Genomic DNA, 18,103 nt, shown 5'->3' on the forward strand with positions numbered 1-18,103 from the left:
CGCCGTACCCGGGCTGTTAGGCTTCCCAAGCGAGCGCTTGGTACGTAATGATGGGTCAGGCGTTGCGACACGGCGCGCACCCCGCCGGGCCCGCTTGGAGAAGGAGCCGTACACGTGGCTGACCGCCCGATGAAGTTCTCGACCTTCCACCTGTTCCACCAGTTCGCGGGCCAGACCGCGCGGGAGGTGTACGACTACCAGATCGAGATCGCCGAGCTGCTGGAGGAGCTCGGCTTCGACGGGGTGTGGATCGCCGAGCACCACTTCCGCGACTACGGGGTCGTCCCGAACATCTTCACGCTGCTGGCGAACCTGGCCGCGCGCACCGAGCGGCTGCGGCTCGGCACCGGCATCGTGGTGCTGCCGCTGCACAACCCGATCCACGTGGCCGAGGAGGCCGCGATGGTCGACCTGCTGTCGGACGGGCGGCTGGAGGTCGGCATCGGCCGCGGCTACCAGAGCGTGGAGTTCGAGAACTTCGGCCTGGACCTGGCCGAGGCGCGGGACCGGTTCAACGAGTGCCTGGACATGATCATCGGTCTGTGGACCCAGGACTCCTTCGAGTACAAGGGCCGCTTCCACGAGACCCGGCACCCGCTCACGCTGATGCCGAAACCGGTGCAGCGCCCGCACCCGCCGCTGCACGTGGCCGCGGTCAGCCCCGAGACCGTCGAGCTGTACGCCAGGCGGGGGCTGCCGATCCTGGCCGACCCGGCCGCCCCGTTCAAGAAGATCGCCAAGGCGGCCGAGACCTGGCACGCCACCGCCGCCGCGCACGGCGTCGACACCACCGGCGTGGAGCTGGTCGCCAGCCGCTCGGTGTACGTCGCGCCGACGGTGGAGCAGGCCCGCGCGGACCAGGCCCGGTTCGAGGCCGGCTTCGACCGCTCGCGGATCTTCAACGTGCAGAGCGCGCCGATCGACCCGAGCACCGGCAAGGCCGCCAAGGGCTTCGAGTACTACCAGGACCGCTACCTCAAGGGCGGCTCGGTCGACAACGAGTTCCGCTGGAACCAGCTGGAGGTCATCGGCGACCCCGAGCGCGTGATCGAGCAGATCAGGGCGATCCAGGAGATGGGCTACGGCAACCTCATGTGCGACTTCGGCTCCACCCGGCCGATGCCCCTCGAGGACATGAAGAAGGTCCTGCGGTTCTTCGCCGCGGAGGTCATGCCGGCCTTCCGGTGACCCCACCCCCACACCTGCCAGGAGGCGCGATGTCCGTACACCGGCTCACTCTCGGGGACGTGCTCGGCGAGCACCGGCGCGGCCGCCCGCTCGGCACCGCCGTCGTGGACGGCGACGTCCGGCTGACCTACCCGGAGCTGGACGCCCGGGTGAACCGCCTGGCGGCCGCCCTCGCCGCCGACGGCGTCGGGCCGGGCGAGCGGGTGCTCTGGCTCGGGCAGAACTCGTTCCGGGTGCTGGAGCTGCTGCTCGCCGCCGCCCGCCTCGGCGCGGTCTGCTGCCCGGCCAACTGGCGGCAGAGCGCCGACGAGCTCGCCCACGTCCTCACCGACCTGACGCCGAAGGTCGTGGTGTGGGAGGAGTCGGAGGCGGTCGAGAAAGCACGCGGCCAGGTGTCCCTGGACGCCCGCTGGGTGCGGTCGGGCGAGGAGTACGAGGCGTACCTGCCCGCCGAGGCCGATGAGCCGGCCGCCGAGGTCGGCGACGACGCGCCCGTCCTCGCGCTCTACACCGCGGCGTTCGACGGGCGCCCGAACGCGGCGCTGCTCAGCCACTCGGCGCTGATCGCGCACAGCATGGCGCTGCTGCACATCCGGCAGATGGAGGACGGCTTCGCCTTCCTGGCCTGCGGGCCGCTGTTCCACGTCGGCACGATGATGTTCACGCTCGCCACCTTCCAGCTCGGCGGCAAGATCGTGTTCACCCCGGCGTACGAGCCGGCCGAGGTGTGCCGGCTGATCGACGCCGAGAAGTGCACCCAGGCGTTCCTGTTCGGCCCGATGATCGACGGCCTGGTGGAGGCGAACAAGGACGGGTCCTACGACCTGTCGTCGCTGCGCTTCGTCTCGCACTCCCCCGAGTGGGACGCGATGATCACCGTGGACGACAGCCCGTGGTGCGCGTCCAAGATGGGCGGCTACGGGCAGACCGAGGTCGGCGGCATGCTGACCTTCCTCGGCCTCGGCATGGGCGGCGCGGGCTACGCGGGCCGCCCCTCCCCCCTCGTGCACGTGCGCATCCTGGACGCCGACGGCGCCGAGGTCGCGCCAGGCGAGGTCGGCGAGATCTGCGCGCGCGGCCACAGCGTCTTCTCCGGGTACTGGAACCGGCCCGAGCTGAACGCGGCCAAGTCCGCCGGGGGCTGGCACCACACCGGCGACCTCGGCCGCCGCGAGGCCGACGGCACGCTCACCTTCATCGGCCCGAAGCTGCGCATGATCAAGTCGGCGAACGAGAACATCTACCCGGCCGAGGTCGAGCGGGCGCTGAAGACGCACCCGGCCGTCGCCGACGCCGCCGTCATCGGCGTCCCCGACGAGCGGTTCGGCCAGTCCCCGAAGGCGGTCGTGGTCCTGAAGGACGGGACGACGGCGACCGCCGAGGAGATCATCGAGCACGTCCGCGCGGAGATCGCCTCCTACAAGAAGCCGCGCGAGGTGGAGTTCACCGACGCCATCCCCAAGCGCGGCTACACCCCCGACTACGACGCCCTCGACGAGCGCTTCGGCGGCGGCGCCTACCCCGGTTCCTGACGCGCGGAAGGGGGCGGGGCGGCCCGCCCCCTTCCGGCTACAGCACCGCGACGGGGGTGACGGGGCTGGCGGTGCCGCCCTCGATGCGCAGCGGCGCGACGACGAACAGGAAGTCGGTCCGCCCGCTTTCGGCGAGTTCCTCCAGCCAGAGCATCTCGACCAGGTGGATGCCGTGCCGCCACAGCAGGATCATGTGCAGGTCGTCGGCGAGGCCCTCGTCGGCGAGCTGGCGGTCGTTGAGGCCGCCGATCGCGGCGTTGTCGCTCGCCACCACGCACACGTCGCGCTCGGCGAGCCAGCGGCCGGCGTCGGCCGACAGGCCCGGCTGGCCGGCCCAGTAGGCGTCCGGGCCGTCCTGCCAGGCGAGCGGCCAGCCGGTGCGGACGACGGCGACGTCGCCGGGCCGCACCTGCACTCCGCAGCCCTCCAGGTCGGCGGGCCCGATCCGGTCGGTGGCGGCCAGGTGCGGGACGCCGCGCAGCCTGGGGATGTCGAACAGCACCCCGCGCGCGACGACCGGCCCCGCCTTGTCGATGCCGCAGCGGCCCGCGCCATAGGAGCGGACGCGGTCGGCGGGATGGCCGTTGTACAGCTCGTCGCCGGACCACATGTGGCAGAGCGCGTCCATGTGGGTGGTGGTGCCGTGCGGCGTCACCACCAGGGCGTCGTCGGCCATCTTCAGGCCCGCGCCGATCGCCCGCGTCCCGGCCGCGTAGTCGCCGCCGTCCACCGACATGAAGTGCTGCGGCAGCGGGCGCCCGCGCAGGTGCGGGACGGTCGTCGGGGCGGGCGAGGACGTGGCGCCCCGGATCGGCAGCGACAGGCCGAGGACGCGGCCCTCGCGCACGCACCCGGCGGCGGCGAGCACCGTCTCGGGGGTGAGCAGGTTGAGGGCGCCGCGTTCGTCGCCGGCACCCCAGCGTCCCCAGTTGTTCGATTCGTCGAGCATGATTCGGTTTGTACCCTTCAGTGGAGAGGATCCCGCCCATGAGTACCGTCCAGGGACACTGCGACCCCGCGTTCACGGCCGTCAGGGACGTCTTCGAGCAGAACTTCGCCGAGGGCCGCGAGGTGGGCGCCGCCGTCGCCGTCTACGCCGGGGACCGCAAGGTCGTGGACCTGTGGGGCGGCGTCGCCGACCGCCGCACCGGCCGCGAGTGGGCCGCGGGCACCCCCTGCTTCGGGTTCTCCTGCACCAAGGCGGTCACCGCGACCGCCGCGCTGCTGCTCGCCGAGCGCGGCGTCTACGAGGTCGACGGCCCGGTCACCGACTGGTGGCCCGAGTACGGGCAGAACGGCAAGGAGGGCACGACGGCGGCGCACCTGCTGTCGCACCAGTCCGGCCTGCCGGCGTTCGCGCGGCCGGTGACCGCCGAGGAGGCCGCCGACACCGCCGCCCGCGCGGACGAGCTCGCCGCGCAGGCCCCCGAGTGGGAGCCCGGCACCGCGCACGGCTACCAGGCGCTGACCTACGGCTGGCTCGCCGGGGAGATCGTCCGCCGGAACACGGGACTGCCGGTCGGCGAGTTCGTCAAGCGCGAGTTCACCGGCGACCTGGACCTGTGGATCGGCGCGCCGGACGAGGTGATCGAGCGCGCCGCCAAGCTCACCGCCGGCCGGAAGGCCGAGGGCGGCGGCGACGCGCCCCGCGCGGTGCCCGACGACAACGTCCTGGAGCGCCTGGCGAACGCCTACCTCGACCCGCAGAGCCCGCTGAACCGGGCGGTGAACAACCCGCACCCGGGCAAGGGCGGCTACAACAACCCGGTGGTGCTGCGGGCCGGCTGGCCGTCCGCCGGGATGATGACGACGGCGTCCGCGTTCGGCGCGTTCTACCGGGACCTGATCGCGGGCCGCATCCTGCGCCCCGAGACTTTGCAGGCGGGCATCGCGACGCGGGTGAGCGGCCCGGACCGCACGATGCTGATCGACACCGCCTTCGGCCTCGGCTACATGCGCCCGTCGATGACGTTCTTCACCCCGAAGGCGGCCCGGGAGACGGCGTTCGGGCACACCGGCGCGGGCGGCTCGATCGGTCTCGGCGACGCCGAGGCGGGCCTGGCGGTCGCCTACCTGCCGAACCGGATGGGCGACCAGCTCTCGGGCGACCTGCGCGCCTACCGGCTGACCGAGGCGGCGTACGCGTCCCTGTGATCTCCCCGTGTTCGGCTTCACTGCATCGTGATGCCGCCGCTGACCGAGACCGTCTGCCCGGTGATGTACCCGGCGCGGTCGGTGCAGAGGAAGGCGACGAGCCCGGCGATGTCGTCCGGGCGGCCGATGCGGCGCAGCGGGATCTGTTTGGCGAGCTTGTCCAGCAGTCCCGGATGCCGCTCGGCGACCGCCCGGACCATCGGGGTGTCGGTCGGCCCGGGGCACACCACGTTGCTGGTGACGCCGCCCCGGGCGGCCTCGCGGGCGAGGGTCTTGGCGAGGCCGAACAGCCCCGCCTTGGTGGCGGCGTAAGCGCCCTCGCCGCCCGACCCGGCGCGCGCGCCGTCGGAGGAGACGAAGACCAGCCGGCCCCAGCCGCGTTCGGTCATGCCGGGCAGCAGGCCCCTGGTGAGCTGCATCGGCGCGCGCAGGTTGACCTTCCACATCAGGTCCCAGTGCGCCGGGTCGCTCTCGGTGAACGGCTCGACGATGCTGACGCCCGCGTTGTGCACGAGCACGTCCACCGGCCCGACCTCGGCGACGAACCGGTCGATGTCGCCGGGATCGGTGAGGTCGACCCGGTAGGCGGCGTCGCCCGCCTCCTTGGCGGCGTCCAGGTCGAGGTCGGCGACGACGACGCGGGCGCCGAGCGCGGCCAGGTCGGCGCAGATCGCGCGGCCGATGCCGCCCGCGCCGCCGGTGACGACGGCGGTGCGGCCCGCCAGGCTCGTTCCGTCCACGGTCATGACCTCCAGGCTTCGGCGAGGGCGGTGCTCGTCGTGCGGGCGGCGAGCAGGCCGATGGTGTTGGCCATCACGGCGTCGCCGTACTCGGCGGGCGTCCCGGCGACGGCGTCGGTGAGCACCACGGCCCGGTAGCCGAGGTTCACCGCCTCCAGGCAGAGGCCCGGGATGCCGAGGTTCAGCGACAGGCCCACCGCGACGACGGTGCGGACGCCGAGCGAGCGCAGCGTCTGGTCCAGGGACGTCCCGGTGAACGGCGAGAACCCGTGGTAGCGGCGGGACTCCAGGTCGGAGGGGTCCGACAGTTCGGGCAGCACCTCCACCGCCCCGGTCCCCTCCAGCATGTGCCCGGGGTCCTTCAGCAGGACCTTGATGAACGCGCAGTTGCCGGTGTGCGAGCCGGCGCGGTCGGCGCGGAACGCGGCCGTGCACTGCACGACCGGCACCCCGGCGGCGCGGGCGGCGTCCGCCGCGCGGGCCGCGTTCGCCACCACGCCGCGCTCGGCGCAGGTCTGCACCAGGTCGGGGAATCTGGCGAGATCGCCCGCCACGCCCCGCTGCATCTCCATGACCAGCAGCGCGGTGTGCCCGGGGGCCGCCAGCTCGGCGAGATCGATAGCCACCCGCCCACAGTATCGACCTAGCGATTGCTTGGGTAGTTGTACCGGTAGCGTCCCGGTGCATGGAGGTACCCGATCTGCACCCGTGGCCGGCCACGCCCGCCGAGGCCGCGGCGATCCAGGACGAACTGCGCCCGCTGCTCGACCTGGCCGGCCCCGGCCCGCAGGACCCGGGCACCGTCGCCGGGCTGGACGTCTCCTACGCGGGCGACGGCGCCGGCACCGGCGCCCGGCTCGCCGCGGCCGTCGTGGTGCTGGACGCCCGCACGCTGGACGTCGTCGAGGAGTCGGTCGTCACCGGCACCACCGCGTTCCCCTACGTGCCGGGCCTGTTCGCGTTCCGCGAGCTGCCCGCGCTCGTCGAGGCGCTGCGCGCGCTGACCGTCACGCCCGACCTGCTGGTCTGCGACGGCTACGGCGTCGCGCACCCGCGCCGCTTCGGCCTGGCCTGCCACCTCGGCGTCCTCACCGGGCTGCCGACGTTCGGGGTGGGCAAGACCGCGTTCGTCGGCTCCTGCGAGCCGCCCGGCGACCGGCGCGGCGACACGAGCCCGCTCGTCCACGACGGCGAGACGGTCGGCCGCGCGCTGCGCACGCGGGACGGCGTGAAGCCGGTGTTCGTCTCGGCCGGGCACCGGATCGACCTGGACACCGCCTGCCGGCACACCCTCGCGCTCGCCCCGGCGTACCGGCTGCCCGAGACGACGCGCCGCGCCGACCGGCTCTCGCGGGACGCGCTCGCCCGCCCGTAGGGACCCTTGTCCGCCAACCAAGCGTGCGCTAGGTTGGCTCGCGATGGACCACCCGCGCCCCGTCCCCGTGCCGAACCCGCTGACCGCGCCCTACTGGGCCGCCTGCGGGCGCGGTGAACTGGCACTCCAGCGGTGCGGCGACTGCGGGCGGTTCGTGCACTTCCCCGCCCCTGCCTGCCCTTTCTGTGGTTCTGCCGAGCTGCCATACGAAAGGGTCGGCGGGGACGGGGTGGTCCACACCTTCAGCGTCGTGCACCGCGCGTTCCTGCCCGGGTTCACGCCCCCCTACGTCGTCGCCTGGGTCGACCTGCCCGAGGGCGCGCGCGTGTTCGGGGACGTGACCGGCTGCCCGCCCGAGCAGGTGCGGATCGGCATGCCGGTCCGGGTGCACTTCACCGAACTCGACGGCTTCGGCCCGCTGCCCCACTGGAGGCCCGCACCATGACGCGAATCGGCAACGTCCTCTACGGCGCCAAGGACGTGGGCGAGGCCGTCCGCTTCTACCGCGACGCCCTCGGCCTCACCGTCAAGTTCGAGGACGGCGACCGGTTCGCCGCGCTGGACGGCGGCGGCACCACCCTCGCCATCGCCGGGCCCGCCGAGGACGTCACCGGCGGCGTCCCCGCCGCGTCGTTCAAGGTCGACGACGTCGCCGCCATGATCGGCCCGCTCACCGCGGCGGGCGCCGAGGTCGTGCGCGCTCCCGAGGAAGGCCCGCACGAGGTCCGCGCCGTCCTGCGCGACCCGGCGGGGAACGTCTTTGTGTTGTACTCCGGTAAATAAGGAGCCCGTGGTGGCGCGAGAGAACTCCCCCTTCAGCAACTACGCCTACGCCATCCTCACCGCGAACGCGCTGCGCACCCCCGGCAAGGTGGCGCTGACCTACTGCGGCGACCAGAGCTTCACCTACGACGAACTGAACCGGAAGGTCAACCGGGTCGCGCACGCGCTGCTGGCGGCCGGGGTCGCGCCCGGCGCCCGGGTCGCGTCGCTGATGAACGAGACGCTGCACGTCGCCGAGGTCTACCTCGCCCAGATGAAGATCGGCTCGACGGTCGCCGCGCTCAACCCCTACTGGCCGGCCGACACGCTGCGCCAGGTGGTCGAGCAGTCCCGCTGCACCGCGTTCGTCTACGACGCGACGGTGGAGAAGCTGGTCGAGGAGATCCGCCCGGCGCTGCCGGAGGTCGAGCTGTGGCTGCGCGTCGGCGGCGCCGCCCCGGACACCGTCGACCTGGACGCGCTCGCCGCGGACGCGAGCGAGGACGAGCCGCCGCTCGGCGGGTTCGGCGACGACCTGCTCGCGCTGTACTACACCTCCGGCACGACCGGCCTGCCGAAGGCCGTCATGCACACCCACGCCAGCTCGCTCGCGGTCGCGCAGATCTGGCTGGACGTCGACCGCGACCAGGACTCGGTGATGGGCACCGGCGCGATCATCTGGGGCATCGGCTTCCCCGCCCTGGTCGGCCCGGCCTTCTACGCCGGGATGACGCTGGTGCTGGAGCAGGACTGGGGCCCGGCCAACTTCCTGACGGTCGTCCCGCGCGAGAAGGTCACCCACGTCAGCCTGATCCCGAGCTTCTTCGCCGCGCTGCTCGGCTCCGACGACCACGAGAACGCCGACCTGTCGTCGCTGAAGGTGATCGTGCTCGGCGGCGAGCCGCTGCTGCCCGGTCTGCGCGAGCGCATCATGAAGCGGCTGCCCGGCGCGGCGATCTACAGCTACTACGGGCAGACCGAGGCGCCCTACACCTGCTTCGGCCGCCAGGACGACGGCAGCCAGGAGATCTCCTCGGTCGGCCGGGCCCGGATGTCGTGCGCGGTGCGGATCACCGACCCGGACGGCGCGCGGGTCGTCGGCGAGGTCGGCGAGATCAACCTGACCGGCCCGAACGTGATGGCCGGCTACGACGGGCTGCCGGACAAGACCGCCGACGTGCTGCGCGACGGGTGGTACGTCGGCGGCGACCTCGGCCGGATGGACGCGGACGGCTTCCTGTACGTGCTCGGCCGCCGCGAGGACGCCATCCTCAAGGGCGGCCAGTGGACGCAGCCGGTCCAGGTCGAGGAGGCCGCGATCGAGGTCGAGGGCGTGGCGGAGGCGGGCGCGGTCGGCGTCCCCGCGCACCCCGAGGGCCAGGACGCGGTGGAGCAGAGGATCCTGCTCGCGGTCGTCGCCCGGTCCGGCGCGGACCTGGACCCCGAGCGGGTCAGGGCCGCGCTCGCGGCCCGGCTGCCCGGCCACCAGGTGCCCGACGCGGTCGTCGTCGCGGACGCGCTGCCGCACACCGAGGACGCCTCCGGCGGCCCCGGCAAGCTGCTGCGGCGCGGCATCCGCGACCGGTACGCCGACCGCGTCTGAGCGGGGAGCCGATGAACGCGATTCCCGAACACGAGGCCAAGGCGTGGATCGGCGGCTTCGGCGTCGCCGTGCCGCGCGGCGCGACCGCCCGCACGCCCGCCGAACTCGAGGCCGCCGCCGGCGGGCTGACCCCGCCGCTGGTGGTCAAGGCGTACGGGCCGGGGCTCGTCCACAAGAGCGACGCGGGGGCGGTGCGCCTGAACGTCGGCTCACCGGGCGCGGCCGCCGCCGAGATGCTGGGCGCCCTCGCCGCGCAGGGCATCGAGCCGGCCGGGTTCCTGGTGGAGGAGCAGGCCGAGCCGGGCGTGGAGATGATCGTCGGCGCGGTCCGCGACCCGGTGTTCGGGCCGGTGCTGCTCGCCGGGCTCGGCGGCGTGTGGACCGAGGCGCTGCACGACACCGCGCTGCGGCTGCTGCCGGTCACCGAGGCCGACGCCCGCGCCATGCTGGACGAGCTGCGCGGCAAGGCGCTGCTGGACGGCTTGCGCGGGCGGCCTCCCGTCGACAAGGACGCCCTGGTCAAGCTGCTCCTCGCGGTCGGCTCGGCGGTGGAGTCCCTCGGCGAGGGGTTCGGCGAGTTCGAGCTGAACCCGGTGATCTGCGGGCCGTCCGGGGTGATCGCGGTGGACGCCCGCCGCATCGACGCGGACGCCCCCGCCGCTGTTTCCGCGGCCCCGCCCGCGACGGACTTCGGTCCGCTGTTCGCGCCGCGCGGCGTCGCGGTCGTCGGCGCGTCCGCCAAGAAGCCGAACTTCGGCAACATGTTCCTCGGCTTCTACAAGGCGGCGGGCTTCGCCGGGCGGCTCGTCGCAGTGCACCCCACCGCGGCCGAGATCGACGGCGTCCCCTGCGTGCCCTCGCTCGCCGAGGCCGGCGTCGACTACGCGCTCGTCGCGGTGCCCGCGGCGCAGTGCCCGGACGTGGTCCGGCAGGCACGCGGCGTCCCGTTCGTCCAGGTGATGAGCGGCGGCTTCCGCGAGATGGGGAACCCCGATCTGGAAGAGGAGCTGCTCGCCGCCGCCGCCGAGGCGGGCGTGCGGCTGCTCGGCCCCAACTGCATGGGCGTCTACTCCCCCGCCGGCGGCCAGACGTTCATCGGCGGCGCCCCGGGCCGGCCCGGCCGGATCTCGGTGGTCTCGCAGAGCGGCGGCCTGGCCGGCGAGGTGATCAAGGTCGGTGAGCGGCGCGGCCTGGCGTTCGCCAAGGTCGCCACGGTCGGCAACAGCGCCGACGTGACGCCCGCCGAGCTGCTGCGGTACCTCGCCGGCGACCCCGGCACCAGCGCGATCGGCCTCTACCTGGAGGATCCGCGCGACGGGCGCGGCCTGTTCGAGGCGCTGCGGGAGACCGCCAAGCCCGTCGTCGCGCTCGTCGGCGGGCGCAGCGGGCAGGGCCGCAAGGCGGCGGCCTCGCACACCGGCGGCATGGTCGGCGACGCCCGGATCTGGCCCGCGCTCGCCGCGCAGACCGGCGTCGCGCTCGTGCGCGGCCAGGACGACCTCATCGGCGTGCTGGACCTGTTCGACCTGCACGGCGCCCGTCCCGCCCCCGGCACCCCGGAGGTGCTGGTCATCGGCCCGTCCGGCGGCGCCAGCGTGCTCGCCGCCGACGTGTTCGACGGCGCCGGCCTCGCGCTCGCGCCGCTGCCGGACGCCGCCCGCGACGCGCTGCGCGGCCTCGGGCTCGGCGCGGGCAGCTCGCTGGCCAACCCGCTGGAGATCCCGGTCGGGCCGCGCGGCAATCCCGACCTCGTCCGGCACGCGGTGACGGCGATCCTCGCCGAACGCCCCTTCCCGGACGTCATCGCGCACGTCAACGTGCAGAGCTTCTTCACCTTCGGCGACAGCGCCGAGCCGCTGCTGGCCTACGCCCGCAGCGTCGGCGCGCTGCAGGCGGAACTGCCCGGCACTCGGATCACCCTCGTGGTCCGCAACGCCGAGTGCGCGCCGCCGGGGGTGGAGGACGCCGTCCGGGCCGTGGCCCGCGAGGCCGGCGTGCCGGTCTACCGGGGCATGGAGGCCGCCGCGGTCGCGGTGGCGGCGGGCAAACGGCACGCATCGCACATCTCAGGGAGCGTTGATGGGACAGCTTGACGGCAAAGTGGCGCTGATCACCGGCGGCGCGCGGGGCATGGGCAAGGCGCACGTGCGGCGGTTCGTGGCCGAGGGCGCCAAGGTCGTCTTCGGCGACGTGCTGGAGGAGGAGGGCGGCAAGCTCGCCGCCGACCTCGGGGACGACGTCCGGTTCGTCCGGATGGACGTCACCGACCCCGCCGACTGGCAGCGCGCCGTGGACACCGCCGTGGAGGCGTTCGGCGCGCTGCACGTCCTGGTCAACAACGCCGGGATCATCCGGCACAAGACCATCGAGGAGATGACGCTGGACGAGTGCCGCCGGGTCATCGAGGTGAACCTGATCGGCCAGTGGCTCGGCGTGAAGACCGTCACCCCCGCCCTGCGCGCGGCGGGCGGGGGCTCGATCGTCAACGTGTCGTCCACCGAGGGGTTCATCGGCGCGTCCGGCCTCGCCGCCTACAGCGCCAGCAAGTTCGGCGTGCGGGGGCTGACCAAGGCCGCCGCGCGCGAGCTCGGCCCCTACGGCATCCGGGTCAACTCGATCCACCCGGGCGGCGTGCTGACCTCGATGTCGCTGCAGGAGGACGTCGTGGCGGCCACCGCCGACAGCGCCGACGCGTTCATGAAGGCGCTGCCCCTCGGCCGGATGGGCAAGACCCGCGAGGTGACGGGCCTGGTCGCGTTCCTGGCCTCGGACGACTCCAGCTACTGCACCGGCAGCGAGGTCCTGGTCGACGGCGGCATGCTCACCGGCGCCGGTTACTGAGGCGGCCGCCGCCCGGTCCAGCCCTCGGCCTTCTCCAGCTGCGCGGCCAGCGAGATCAGCGTGGCCTCGTCGGAGTCGTGGCCGAGCAGCTGGGCGCCGATCGGCAGGCCCGACTCGCTGAACCCGGCGGGCACGTTGACGCCGGGCCAGCCGAGGACGTTCCACGTCCACGCGTAGGGGCAGGCGGCGGCGGAGCCGGACTGGGTCCTCTGGTAGCCGGCGCCGTCGAACGCGCCCACCTTCAGCGGGAGCCGCGCGGTCGTCGGCGTCAGCACCACGTCGGCGACCTGGAAGATCCGGCCGACCCGGTGCCGCAGGTAGGGGTCCATCCGCCGGGCGAGCGGCAGCAGGCGCCTGCCGACGGTCCGCCCGATCTTCGCCTCGACCGCGGTCCGCGCCTCGGGCCGCGGGTTCGGCATCGCGTCCAGCCGCTCGGCCGCGCCCGCCGTGCCGCGCGGGACGAGCCCGAGACCGACCAGGCCGTAGTCGGGGTCGGCGGGGAAGACCTTGTGGCCGAGGCTCGTCAGCCGCCGCGCCAGCCGCTCCACCGCGCGCCGGATCTCGGGGTCGAGCCTCCCGCTCACCCCGAACGCGGTCTTGTAGGAGACCGCGACGCGCAGCCGGCCGGGCTCGGTGCGGGCGGCCTCCACGAACGGCGTGGCGGGCGGGTCCAGCTGGTAGGCGTCCTCGGGATGGCTACCGCTCAGCACGTCCAGCAGAAGCGCGGCGTCCTCGACGCTGCGCGCGAGCGGCCCCCACACCGTGATCCCGTGGAACGGGTCGGTGATCGGGTAGCCGGAGACGCGGCCGCGCTGCGGCTTGATGCCGACCAGGCCCGTCCAGGCGGCGGGGATGCGGATGGAGCCCGCGCCGTCCGAGCCGACGGCCGCCGCGACCATCCCGGCGGCGACCGCCGCCGCCGACCCGCCGCTCGACCCGCCCGGGGTGTGGTCGGGGTTCCACGGGTTGCGCGCGATCCCGAACCCGGGCGACTCGCTGAACGGCCAGAGCCCCACCTCGCACGTGGTGGTCTTGCCCACGATCACCGCGCCCGCCGCCCGCAGCCGGCGCACCTGCTCGGCGTCGGCGGCCGCGGGCTCGTGGTCGCCCGGCACCGCGAACGGGGTGGTCTCGCCGGCGATGTCGGTGTCGTCCTTGATGGCCACCGGGACGCCGAGCAGCGGCAGCCGCTCGCCCGCCGCCAGCCGCCGGTCGGCCTCCTGCGCCTCGGCGCGCGCGGCGTCGGCGCGCACCACGCGGAACGCGCCGAGCGACTCCCGCTCGGCGATGCGGGCCAGCGACCGCTCCACCAGCTCCTTCGACGTGAGCTCGCCCGCGGCCAGCGCGCGCGCCTGCTCCACCAAGCCCAGTTCGTCCACCATGCCCGCCTCATCCCGTATCGTTCGTTCGAACGAACGATAACCACTCGGCGTGATCTAGGGAAGACTGCCCTTCGTGACACCCCGCGACCGCATCCTGCAGGCCGCCCTGCGCCTGATCGGCGAGCAGGGGCTCGGCGCCGTGACCAACCGCGCGGTGGCCCGGGCCGCCGGCGTCTCGCTCGGCTCGCTGACCTACCACTTCCCGAGCCAGACCGACCTGCTGCGCGAGGCGCTGCAGACCTTCGTCGACGCCGAGATCGACCGGATCACCGCCCGCGTCGCCCGGCTGGCCGAGGCCGGCATCGACCCGGCGCAGGCCGCCGACGAGGTCGAGAAGGCCATCGTCGAGTTCGCCTACGGCCCCGAGCAGATCGCCAACCTGGAACTGCACCTGCACGCCGCCCGCGACCCGGGCGTCCGCGACGCCTCGGTCCGCTCGGTCGCCGCCTACGACCGCCTCGCCACCTCCATCCTCACCGCCATGGAGATCCCCGACCCCGAGCGGCACGCCCCGGCCGTCGTCGCGATGCTCTACGGCCTGGCCGTGCGGCGCCTGGCCACCGGTGACACCTCCGCCACCGGCACCGCCGACGCCTTCCGCCTCCTCCTGCACGGCGCCGTCGAGCGCCCCTGACGCGAAACGACGACCGGCCCGCACGGCTCCAGAGCGGGGTTGCGGAGCCGTACGGGCCGGTCGTCGGTCTCATGGGAACCTCATCGACCTTCGCTCAACTCTCCAGCCGGTTACCTCCGCCGTCGTGTCCAAGTGCTGACACCGAAAACGTTAGGGCCGCCCCGCCCTGCCGGGAATCCCTTTAACCCTCGCTTATGGAACGGCTGAGGAAGAGTTATTCCTTCCCCGCTCCACCTGTGGTGACGCGGGAGGCCCCGACCCCAGGCCGGGCGCGCCTCCAACGGGATGCCCGGTCGAAAACAAAATAGGCAACGAAAAGGAGGCCGCCGATCCTTGGCGGCCTCCTCGTTTTCATCCTGCCCTTGATTCAGCGGGCCGGGCGTGTCAGAAACGCACCAGGCGCGACTGGTGGACGAACTTGTAGCGGAGCCGGTGCCGCACCTTGCCGAACAACTGGTTCCAGCCGTGGCTCCCGTGGCACCTGGCGTACACGACCTTGCCGCGATGCAGATGGCCGACGACCCGCCCGCCGGGCCAGCGGTAGACCCGGGCGCCGTGGCGGCCCCGCACCTTGTAGCGGCAGATCCGGCCGGCCTCGGTCGCACCGGCCGCGGCGGTCGTCGTGGCCGCGGAGGCCGTGGCGGTCCGGGCGGCGGACGCCTCGGCCGGGCCGCCCAGCAGGGCGAAGCCGCTCACGGCCAGCCCCGAGACGGAAAGGGCGACCCCGGTGCGAACACTCGTACGCATGCTTTCTCCTTCAAAAGACCGCGCAATGCTCTGCGCAACGCCGGGAGATCTTCTACGACTCCCGCTTTTCCGAATTTCCCAGCGCCTCGGCAGTAAATTCCCCCCGAACGGCAAATGGGGCGTAGATCCTTACGCTTCGGTGATCGACGGGGAAAGGTTTCTGCGGCCGGCCGAAGAGGGGACAAGGGAGGGCTCTTCCGTGCCGGCATCGTCGCATGCCCTGTTTGTGTGCATATAGGAGGGTTTGTGCGACCCTGGAGGGAGGCGATGCGGACGACGACGGTGCCGGCACCACCGCCGCACCGGAGGAGGCGACATGGCGCTGACCATCCCGCCCCCGCTGACGGTCATACCGCCGGGCGAGGGGCGCACGGGCGATCTCGGCTCGATCGGCGTGGAGTTCAAGCTGTGGGGGCACGACACCGGCGGCGCGGTGGCCGTGGTCGAGCACCCGTTCCCGGTCGGGGCGCTGGTGCCGCCGCACCTGCACACCCGCGAGGACGAGTACTCCGTCGTCACCGAGGGGGAGATCGGCTTCCGCTCCGGCGACCGGGAGGTCGTCCTCGGCGCCGGCGGGTACATCACCAAGCCGCGCGGCGAGCTGCACACCATGTGGAACGCCGGCGACCGGCCGGCCCGGATGATCGAGATCATCAGCCCGGCCGGCTTCGAGGAGTTCTTCCGCGAGGTGGCCGACCTGCTGGCCGCCGGGGAGCCGCCCCCGCCGGAGGTGCTGCCCGCCCTCGCCGAGCGTTACGGGCTCCGGCTCGGCCGGCCGGACTGGCTGCCCGGCCTCATCGAGCGGTACGGGCTGACGCCGCCCCCGGGGAGCTGACGGGCCCTTATGATCATGCTGCGATGAGCCTGGAGCTGACCGAGATCCCTGCGGGGAAAATTGTCCTGCGTGGCGAGACCGTCCGGGTCGACGCCTTTCTGCTGGCGCCGCATCCGGTGACCCGCGAGTTGTACGAGGCCGTCGCGGGCGAGGCGCCCGGCGCACCGGCCGGGCCGCGGACGCCGGTGACCGACGTCTCCTGGAAGGACGCCGTCCGGTTCTGCAACCTGCTCTCGCAGGCGGCGGGGCTCACCCCCTGTTACACGTTGGGCGACGATCCCGACGCACTGGATGTGGCCTGCGATGGGGATGCCGACGGCTACCGGCTGCCGACCGAGGCCGAGTGGGAGCACGCCTGCCGGGCCGGGGACGACGGCGTCCGCTACGGGGAGCTCGCCGAGATCGCCTGGTACCGCGGGAACTCCGGCGGCGCGGTGCAGCCCGTCGCGACCCGGGAGCCGAACGCGTGGGGCCTCCACGACATGATCGGCAACGTGTGGGAGTGGTGCTGGGACCTGTACGACCCCCGCGTCTACGGCCCCTACCGGGTGTTCCGGGGCGGCGGCGCGCACGACCGCTCCTGGGGGTGCCAGGCGTCGGCCCGCCGCAAGAGCCACCCGGCCTTCCACATCGACGACCTCGGCTTCCGGCCGGCCCGCGGGGTTTCACCCCCGCCCGGGAATGGGATGTGATCGGCTAGGACATCACGGAAGGCGGTCGGCTTGTCGGTCAGGTTGCTGTACGGATGCATGGGCCTCGGCGGGACCTGGGACACCGAGCCCTACGGGGCGGCCGACGTCGCGCGGGCCGAGGCGGCGGTCGAGGCGGCGCTGGACAGCGGGATCACCGTGTTCGACCACGCCGACATCTACCGGCACGGCAAGGCCGAGGCCGTCTTCGGCGAGGTCCTGTCCCGGGCGCGGGGGCTGCGCGAGCGCATCGTGCTGCAGACCAAGTGCGGCATCCGCCTGGCCGACGGCGACCGTCCCGGCACCTACGACCTGCGGGGCGCGAGCATCCTGCGCCGTGTCCAGGAGAGCCTGGACCGGCTCGGCACCGACGTGATCGACGTGCTGCTGCTGCACCGGCCCGACCCGCTCGCCGACCCCGAGGACATCGCCGGGGCCCTCACCTCGCTGTACCGGCAGGGCCTGGTGCGGCGGTTCGGCGTCTCGAACATGAGCGCCGAGCAGATCGCGCACCTGCAGGAGCGGCTGTCCCTCCCGCTCACGGTCGACCAGCTGGAGATGAGCCTGCACCGGCGGGGCTGGGTCGAGGCCGGCGTCCTGGTGAACACCCCCGAGGCGGCGGCGACCGGCTTCCCGCTCGGGACGGTCGAGTACTGCCAGGCCAACGGGATCACCCTGCAGGCCTGGGGCGCGCTGGCCCAGGGCCGGTTCACCGGCCGCCAGGAGACCCAGGCCGAGCACGCCACCGCCCGGCTCGTCGCGGCCCTGGCCGCGCAGAAGGACACCACGCCCGAGACGATCGTGCTGTGGTGGCTGCAGCGCCACCCGGCCCGGATCGCCCCCATCGTCGGCAGCACCCGCCCCGAGCTCATCCGCGCCTGCCGCGACGCCGTCCGCCGCGAGCCCGACCTGTCCCACCAGGAGTGGTACGACCTGTGGATCACCGCCCGCGGCGCCCCGCTCCCCTGAGGCCTCTCATGAACCGGATCCAGGACGACTGGGCGCGCGTCGCCGCGTGGCTGAGCAGCAACGCTCCCCTGTCGTATGCGCGCCTTCGTCCCGGTGCCGACCCCGGCCGCATCGGTAGGTTGGAGGAGCATCTGGGAGGGCCGCTGCATCCCGATCACCGGGCGCTTCTGGAAGTCTGCGACGGCACCGTCGAGGAATGGCACGCCGAGGAATACCTGGAGGAAAACGACCCTGGGTTGATCCTGGCCGGGCTGCATCTGCTGTCGGTCGACGGCGTCCGCGCCGTCCGCGGGTCCGGCGGTCTCGGTGCGGAATGGTGGCGGGGCTGGGTGCCGGTCGCCGTCAACGACTACTCCGCCAAGCCCGAAAGCGGCCTGGCCGCCGACCCCGGCGGCATGCTCGACGATTTCGCCCTGTACGACGGCACCGCGCCCGGTACGGTGCCGCCGCCGCAGGGCCGGACCCTGGCCGGACATATAGCCGCTCTCGCCGAAGCGCTCGAGTCCGGGACAGGGCCGCTGACCAAAGAGTGGGTCGTCCCCGGAGTGGCGATGGACCGGCTGATGTGGGGGCACCCCGCTATGGACACGATCCAGGTCACCGGCGAGGAAGGCCCCAGGACGGTGCCGTGGCGGCCGGTGCGGCGGTGAGG

Annotated in this window: 19 protein-coding genes; 14 read left to right on the forward strand and 5 right to left on the reverse strand. The window is 73.5% G+C overall.

Going from position 1 to position 18,103, the window contains the following annotated elements; all coding sequences use genetic code 11:
- The first annotated feature begins 129 nt into the window (after positions 1 to 129).
- Both ACRB68_RS04675 and ACRB68_RS04680 read left to right on the forward strand, forming a co-directional pair.
- Positions 130 to 1,188 carry an LLM class flavin-dependent oxidoreductase gene (locus ACRB68_RS04675; RefSeq protein WP_153532285.1) on the forward strand — a complete coding sequence of 353 codons (1,059 nt, stop codon included), beginning with the start codon at positions 130 to 132 and terminating at the stop codon, positions 1,186 to 1,188.
- Positions 1,189 to 1,217: 29 nt separating this feature from the next.
- On the forward strand, positions 1,218 to 2,720 hold the full coding sequence (locus ACRB68_RS04680; RefSeq protein ID WP_153530972.1) for an AMP-binding protein: 1,503 nt from the start codon (positions 1,218 to 1,220) through the stop codon (positions 2,718 to 2,720).
- 37 nt (positions 2,721 to 2,757) lie between these two features.
- Here the strand turns inward: ACRB68_RS04680 and ACRB68_RS04685 are convergent, their stop codons facing one another.
- Positions 2,758 to 3,669: a cyclase family protein gene (locus ACRB68_RS04685; RefSeq protein WP_153530973.1), complete on the reverse strand. Its 912-nt coding sequence runs from the start codon at positions 3,667 to 3,669 to the stop codon at positions 2,758 to 2,760.
- Positions 3,670 to 3,707: 38 nt separating this feature from the next.
- On the opposite strand from ACRB68_RS04685, the gene ACRB68_RS04690 reads away from it, so the two are divergent.
- Positions 3,708 to 4,874, forward strand: coding sequence for a serine hydrolase domain-containing protein (locus tag ACRB68_RS04690; protein WP_153530974.1), 1,167 nt, complete (start codon positions 3,708 to 3,710; stop codon positions 4,872 to 4,874).
- A gap of 17 nt (positions 4,875 to 4,891) precedes the next feature.
- On the opposite strand, the gene ACRB68_RS04695 is transcribed toward ACRB68_RS04690, so the two are convergent.
- The gene (locus ACRB68_RS04695) at positions 4,892 to 5,620 is read right to left on the reverse strand and encodes an SDR family NAD(P)-dependent oxidoreductase (RefSeq protein ID WP_153530975.1); all 729 of its coding nucleotides are present in this window, start codon (positions 5,618 to 5,620) and stop codon (positions 4,892 to 4,894) included.
- The gene (locus tag ACRB68_RS04700; RefSeq protein WP_328593753.1) at positions 5,617 to 6,240 is read right to left on the reverse strand and encodes an isochorismatase family protein; all 624 of its coding nucleotides are present in this window, start codon (positions 6,238 to 6,240) and stop codon (positions 5,617 to 5,619) included. The genes ACRB68_RS04695 and ACRB68_RS04700 overlap by 4 nt, the downstream gene beginning before the upstream one ends.
- A gap of 59 nt (positions 6,241 to 6,299) precedes the next feature.
- Here ACRB68_RS04700 and ACRB68_RS04705 point away from each other — a divergent pair, with 59 nt between their 5' ends.
- From ACRB68_RS04705 to ACRB68_RS04730, 6 genes are read left to right on the forward strand one after another with little or no spacing between them, the layout of a single operon-like run.
- Positions 6,300 to 6,989 carry an endonuclease V gene (locus tag ACRB68_RS04705; RefSeq protein ID WP_153530976.1) on the forward strand — a complete coding sequence of 230 codons (690 nt, stop codon included), beginning with the start codon at positions 6,300 to 6,302 and terminating at the stop codon, positions 6,987 to 6,989.
- 43 nt (positions 6,990 to 7,032) lie between these two features.
- Complete coding sequence (locus tag ACRB68_RS04710) at positions 7,033 to 7,434, forward strand: Zn-ribbon domain-containing OB-fold protein (RefSeq protein ID WP_153530977.1); 402 nt, start codon at positions 7,033 to 7,035, stop codon at positions 7,432 to 7,434.
- Entirely contained in the window at positions 7,431 to 7,772 is a 342-nt protein-coding gene (locus ACRB68_RS04715; RefSeq protein WP_153530978.1) for a VOC family protein, read from the forward strand. Before ACRB68_RS04710 ends, ACRB68_RS04715 begins: the two co-directional genes overlap by 4 nt.
- Before the next feature lie 10 nt (positions 7,773 to 7,782).
- Complete coding sequence (locus ACRB68_RS04720; protein WP_328593754.1) at positions 7,783 to 9,354, forward strand: class I adenylate-forming enzyme family protein; 1,572 nt, start codon at positions 7,783 to 7,785, stop codon at positions 9,352 to 9,354.
- An 11-nt stretch (positions 9,355 to 9,365) separates the two neighbouring features.
- Positions 9,366 to 11,447 carry an acetate--CoA ligase family protein gene (locus ACRB68_RS04725; RefSeq protein ID WP_153530980.1) on the forward strand — a complete coding sequence of 694 codons (2,082 nt, stop codon included), beginning with the start codon at positions 9,366 to 9,368 and terminating at the stop codon, positions 11,445 to 11,447.
- On the forward strand, positions 11,434 to 12,195 hold the full coding sequence (locus tag ACRB68_RS04730; RefSeq protein WP_153530981.1) for a glucose 1-dehydrogenase: 762 nt from the start codon (positions 11,434 to 11,436) through the stop codon (positions 12,193 to 12,195). The genes ACRB68_RS04725 and ACRB68_RS04730 overlap by 14 nt, the downstream gene beginning before the upstream one ends.
- Here the strand turns inward: ACRB68_RS04730 and ACRB68_RS04735 are convergent.
- Complete coding sequence (locus ACRB68_RS04735) at positions 12,189 to 13,577, reverse strand: amidase (RefSeq protein ID WP_153530982.1); 1,389 nt, start codon at positions 13,575 to 13,577, stop codon at positions 12,189 to 12,191. The genes ACRB68_RS04730 and ACRB68_RS04735 overlap by 7 nt on opposite strands.
- A gap of 73 nt (positions 13,578 to 13,650) precedes the next feature.
- Between ACRB68_RS04735 and ACRB68_RS04740 the strand changes: the two genes are divergently transcribed.
- Positions 13,651 to 14,211: a TetR/AcrR family transcriptional regulator gene (locus tag ACRB68_RS04740; protein ID WP_328593755.1), complete on the forward strand. Its 561-nt coding sequence runs from the start codon at positions 13,651 to 13,653 to the stop codon at positions 14,209 to 14,211.
- A gap of 384 nt (positions 14,212 to 14,595) precedes the next feature.
- Here the strand turns inward: ACRB68_RS04740 and ACRB68_RS04745 are convergent, their stop codons facing one another.
- The gene (locus ACRB68_RS04745; protein WP_153530984.1) at positions 14,596 to 14,958 is read right to left on the reverse strand and encodes a hypothetical protein; all 363 of its coding nucleotides are present in this window, start codon (positions 14,956 to 14,958) and stop codon (positions 14,596 to 14,598) included.
- Between the two features lie 316 nt (positions 14,959 to 15,274).
- Here ACRB68_RS04745 and ACRB68_RS04750 point away from each other — a divergent pair, with 316 nt between their 5' ends.
- From ACRB68_RS04750 to ACRB68_RS04765, 4 genes are read left to right on the forward strand one after another with little or no spacing between them, the layout of a single operon-like run.
- Positions 15,275 to 15,793, forward strand: a complete 519-nt coding sequence (locus ACRB68_RS04750; RefSeq protein ID WP_153530985.1) for a cupin domain-containing protein — start codon at positions 15,275 to 15,277, stop codon at positions 15,791 to 15,793.
- Between the two features lie 23 nt (positions 15,794 to 15,816).
- Positions 15,817 to 16,485 carry a formylglycine-generating enzyme family protein gene (locus ACRB68_RS04755; RefSeq protein ID WP_194293186.1) on the forward strand — a complete coding sequence of 223 codons (669 nt, stop codon included), beginning with the start codon at positions 15,817 to 15,819 and terminating at the stop codon, positions 16,483 to 16,485.
- A gap of 30 nt (positions 16,486 to 16,515) precedes the next feature.
- Complete coding sequence (locus tag ACRB68_RS04760) at positions 16,516 to 17,451, forward strand: aldo/keto reductase (RefSeq protein ID WP_235958733.1); 936 nt, start codon at positions 16,516 to 16,518, stop codon at positions 17,449 to 17,451.
- An 8-nt stretch (positions 17,452 to 17,459) separates the two neighbouring features.
- Positions 17,460 to 18,101: an SMI1/KNR4 family protein gene (locus tag ACRB68_RS04765; protein WP_153530986.1), complete on the forward strand. Its 642-nt coding sequence runs from the start codon at positions 17,460 to 17,462 to the stop codon at positions 18,099 to 18,101.
- Positions 18,102 to 18,103 lie beyond the last annotated feature (2 nt).

The organism is Actinomadura macrotermitis, assembly GCF_009604375.1.
Taxonomy (GTDB): domain Bacteria; phylum Actinomycetota; class Actinomycetes; order Streptosporangiales; family Streptosporangiaceae; genus Spirillospora; species Spirillospora macrotermitis.

What these genes read in the sequence shown, in the direction of transcription:
- ACRB68_RS04675 (WP_153532285.1), top strand. Translation starts at nt 130, where the DNA reads ATGAAGTTCTCGACCTTCCACCTGTTCCACCAGTTCGCGGGCCAGACC.
- ACRB68_RS04680 (WP_153530972.1), top strand. Translation starts at nt 1,218, where the DNA reads ATGTCCGTACACCGGCTCACTCTCGGGGACGTGCTCGGCGAGCACCGG.
- ACRB68_RS04685 (WP_153530973.1), bottom strand. Translation starts at nt 3,669, where the DNA reads ATGCTCGACGAATCGAACAACTGGGGACGCTGGGGTGCCGGCGACGAA.
- ACRB68_RS04690 (WP_153530974.1), top strand. Translation starts at nt 3,708, where the DNA reads ATGAGTACCGTCCAGGGACACTGCGACCCCGCGTTCACGGCCGTCAGG.
- ACRB68_RS04695 (WP_153530975.1), bottom strand. Translation starts at nt 5,620, where the DNA reads ATGACCGTGGACGGAACGAGCCTGGCGGGCCGCACCGCCGTCGTCACC.
- ACRB68_RS04705 (WP_153530976.1), top strand. Translation starts at nt 6,300, where the DNA reads ATGGAGGTACCCGATCTGCACCCGTGGCCGGCCACGCCCGCCGAGGCC.
- ACRB68_RS04710 (WP_153530977.1), top strand. Translation starts at nt 7,033, where the DNA reads ATGGACCACCCGCGCCCCGTCCCCGTGCCGAACCCGCTGACCGCGCCC.
- ACRB68_RS04715 (WP_153530978.1), top strand. Translation starts at nt 7,431, where the DNA reads ATGACGCGAATCGGCAACGTCCTCTACGGCGCCAAGGACGTGGGCGAG.
- ACRB68_RS04725 (WP_153530980.1), top strand. Translation starts at nt 9,366, where the DNA reads ATGAACGCGATTCCCGAACACGAGGCCAAGGCGTGGATCGGCGGCTTC.
- ACRB68_RS04730 (WP_153530981.1), top strand. Translation starts at nt 11,434, where the DNA reads ATGGGACAGCTTGACGGCAAAGTGGCGCTGATCACCGGCGGCGCGCGG.
- ACRB68_RS04735 (WP_153530982.1), bottom strand. Translation starts at nt 13,577, where the DNA reads ATGGTGGACGAACTGGGCTTGGTGGAGCAGGCGCGCGCGCTGGCCGCG.
- ACRB68_RS04745 (WP_153530984.1), bottom strand. Translation starts at nt 14,958, where the DNA reads ATGCGTACGAGTGTTCGCACCGGGGTCGCCCTTTCCGTCTCGGGGCTG.
- ACRB68_RS04750 (WP_153530985.1), top strand. Translation starts at nt 15,275, where the DNA reads ATGGCGCTGACCATCCCGCCCCCGCTGACGGTCATACCGCCGGGCGAG.
- ACRB68_RS04755 (WP_194293186.1), top strand. Translation starts at nt 15,817, where the DNA reads ATGAGCCTGGAGCTGACCGAGATCCCTGCGGGGAAAATTGTCCTGCGT.
- ACRB68_RS04765 (WP_153530986.1), top strand. Translation starts at nt 17,460, where the DNA reads ATGAACCGGATCCAGGACGACTGGGCGCGCGTCGCCGCGTGGCTGAGC.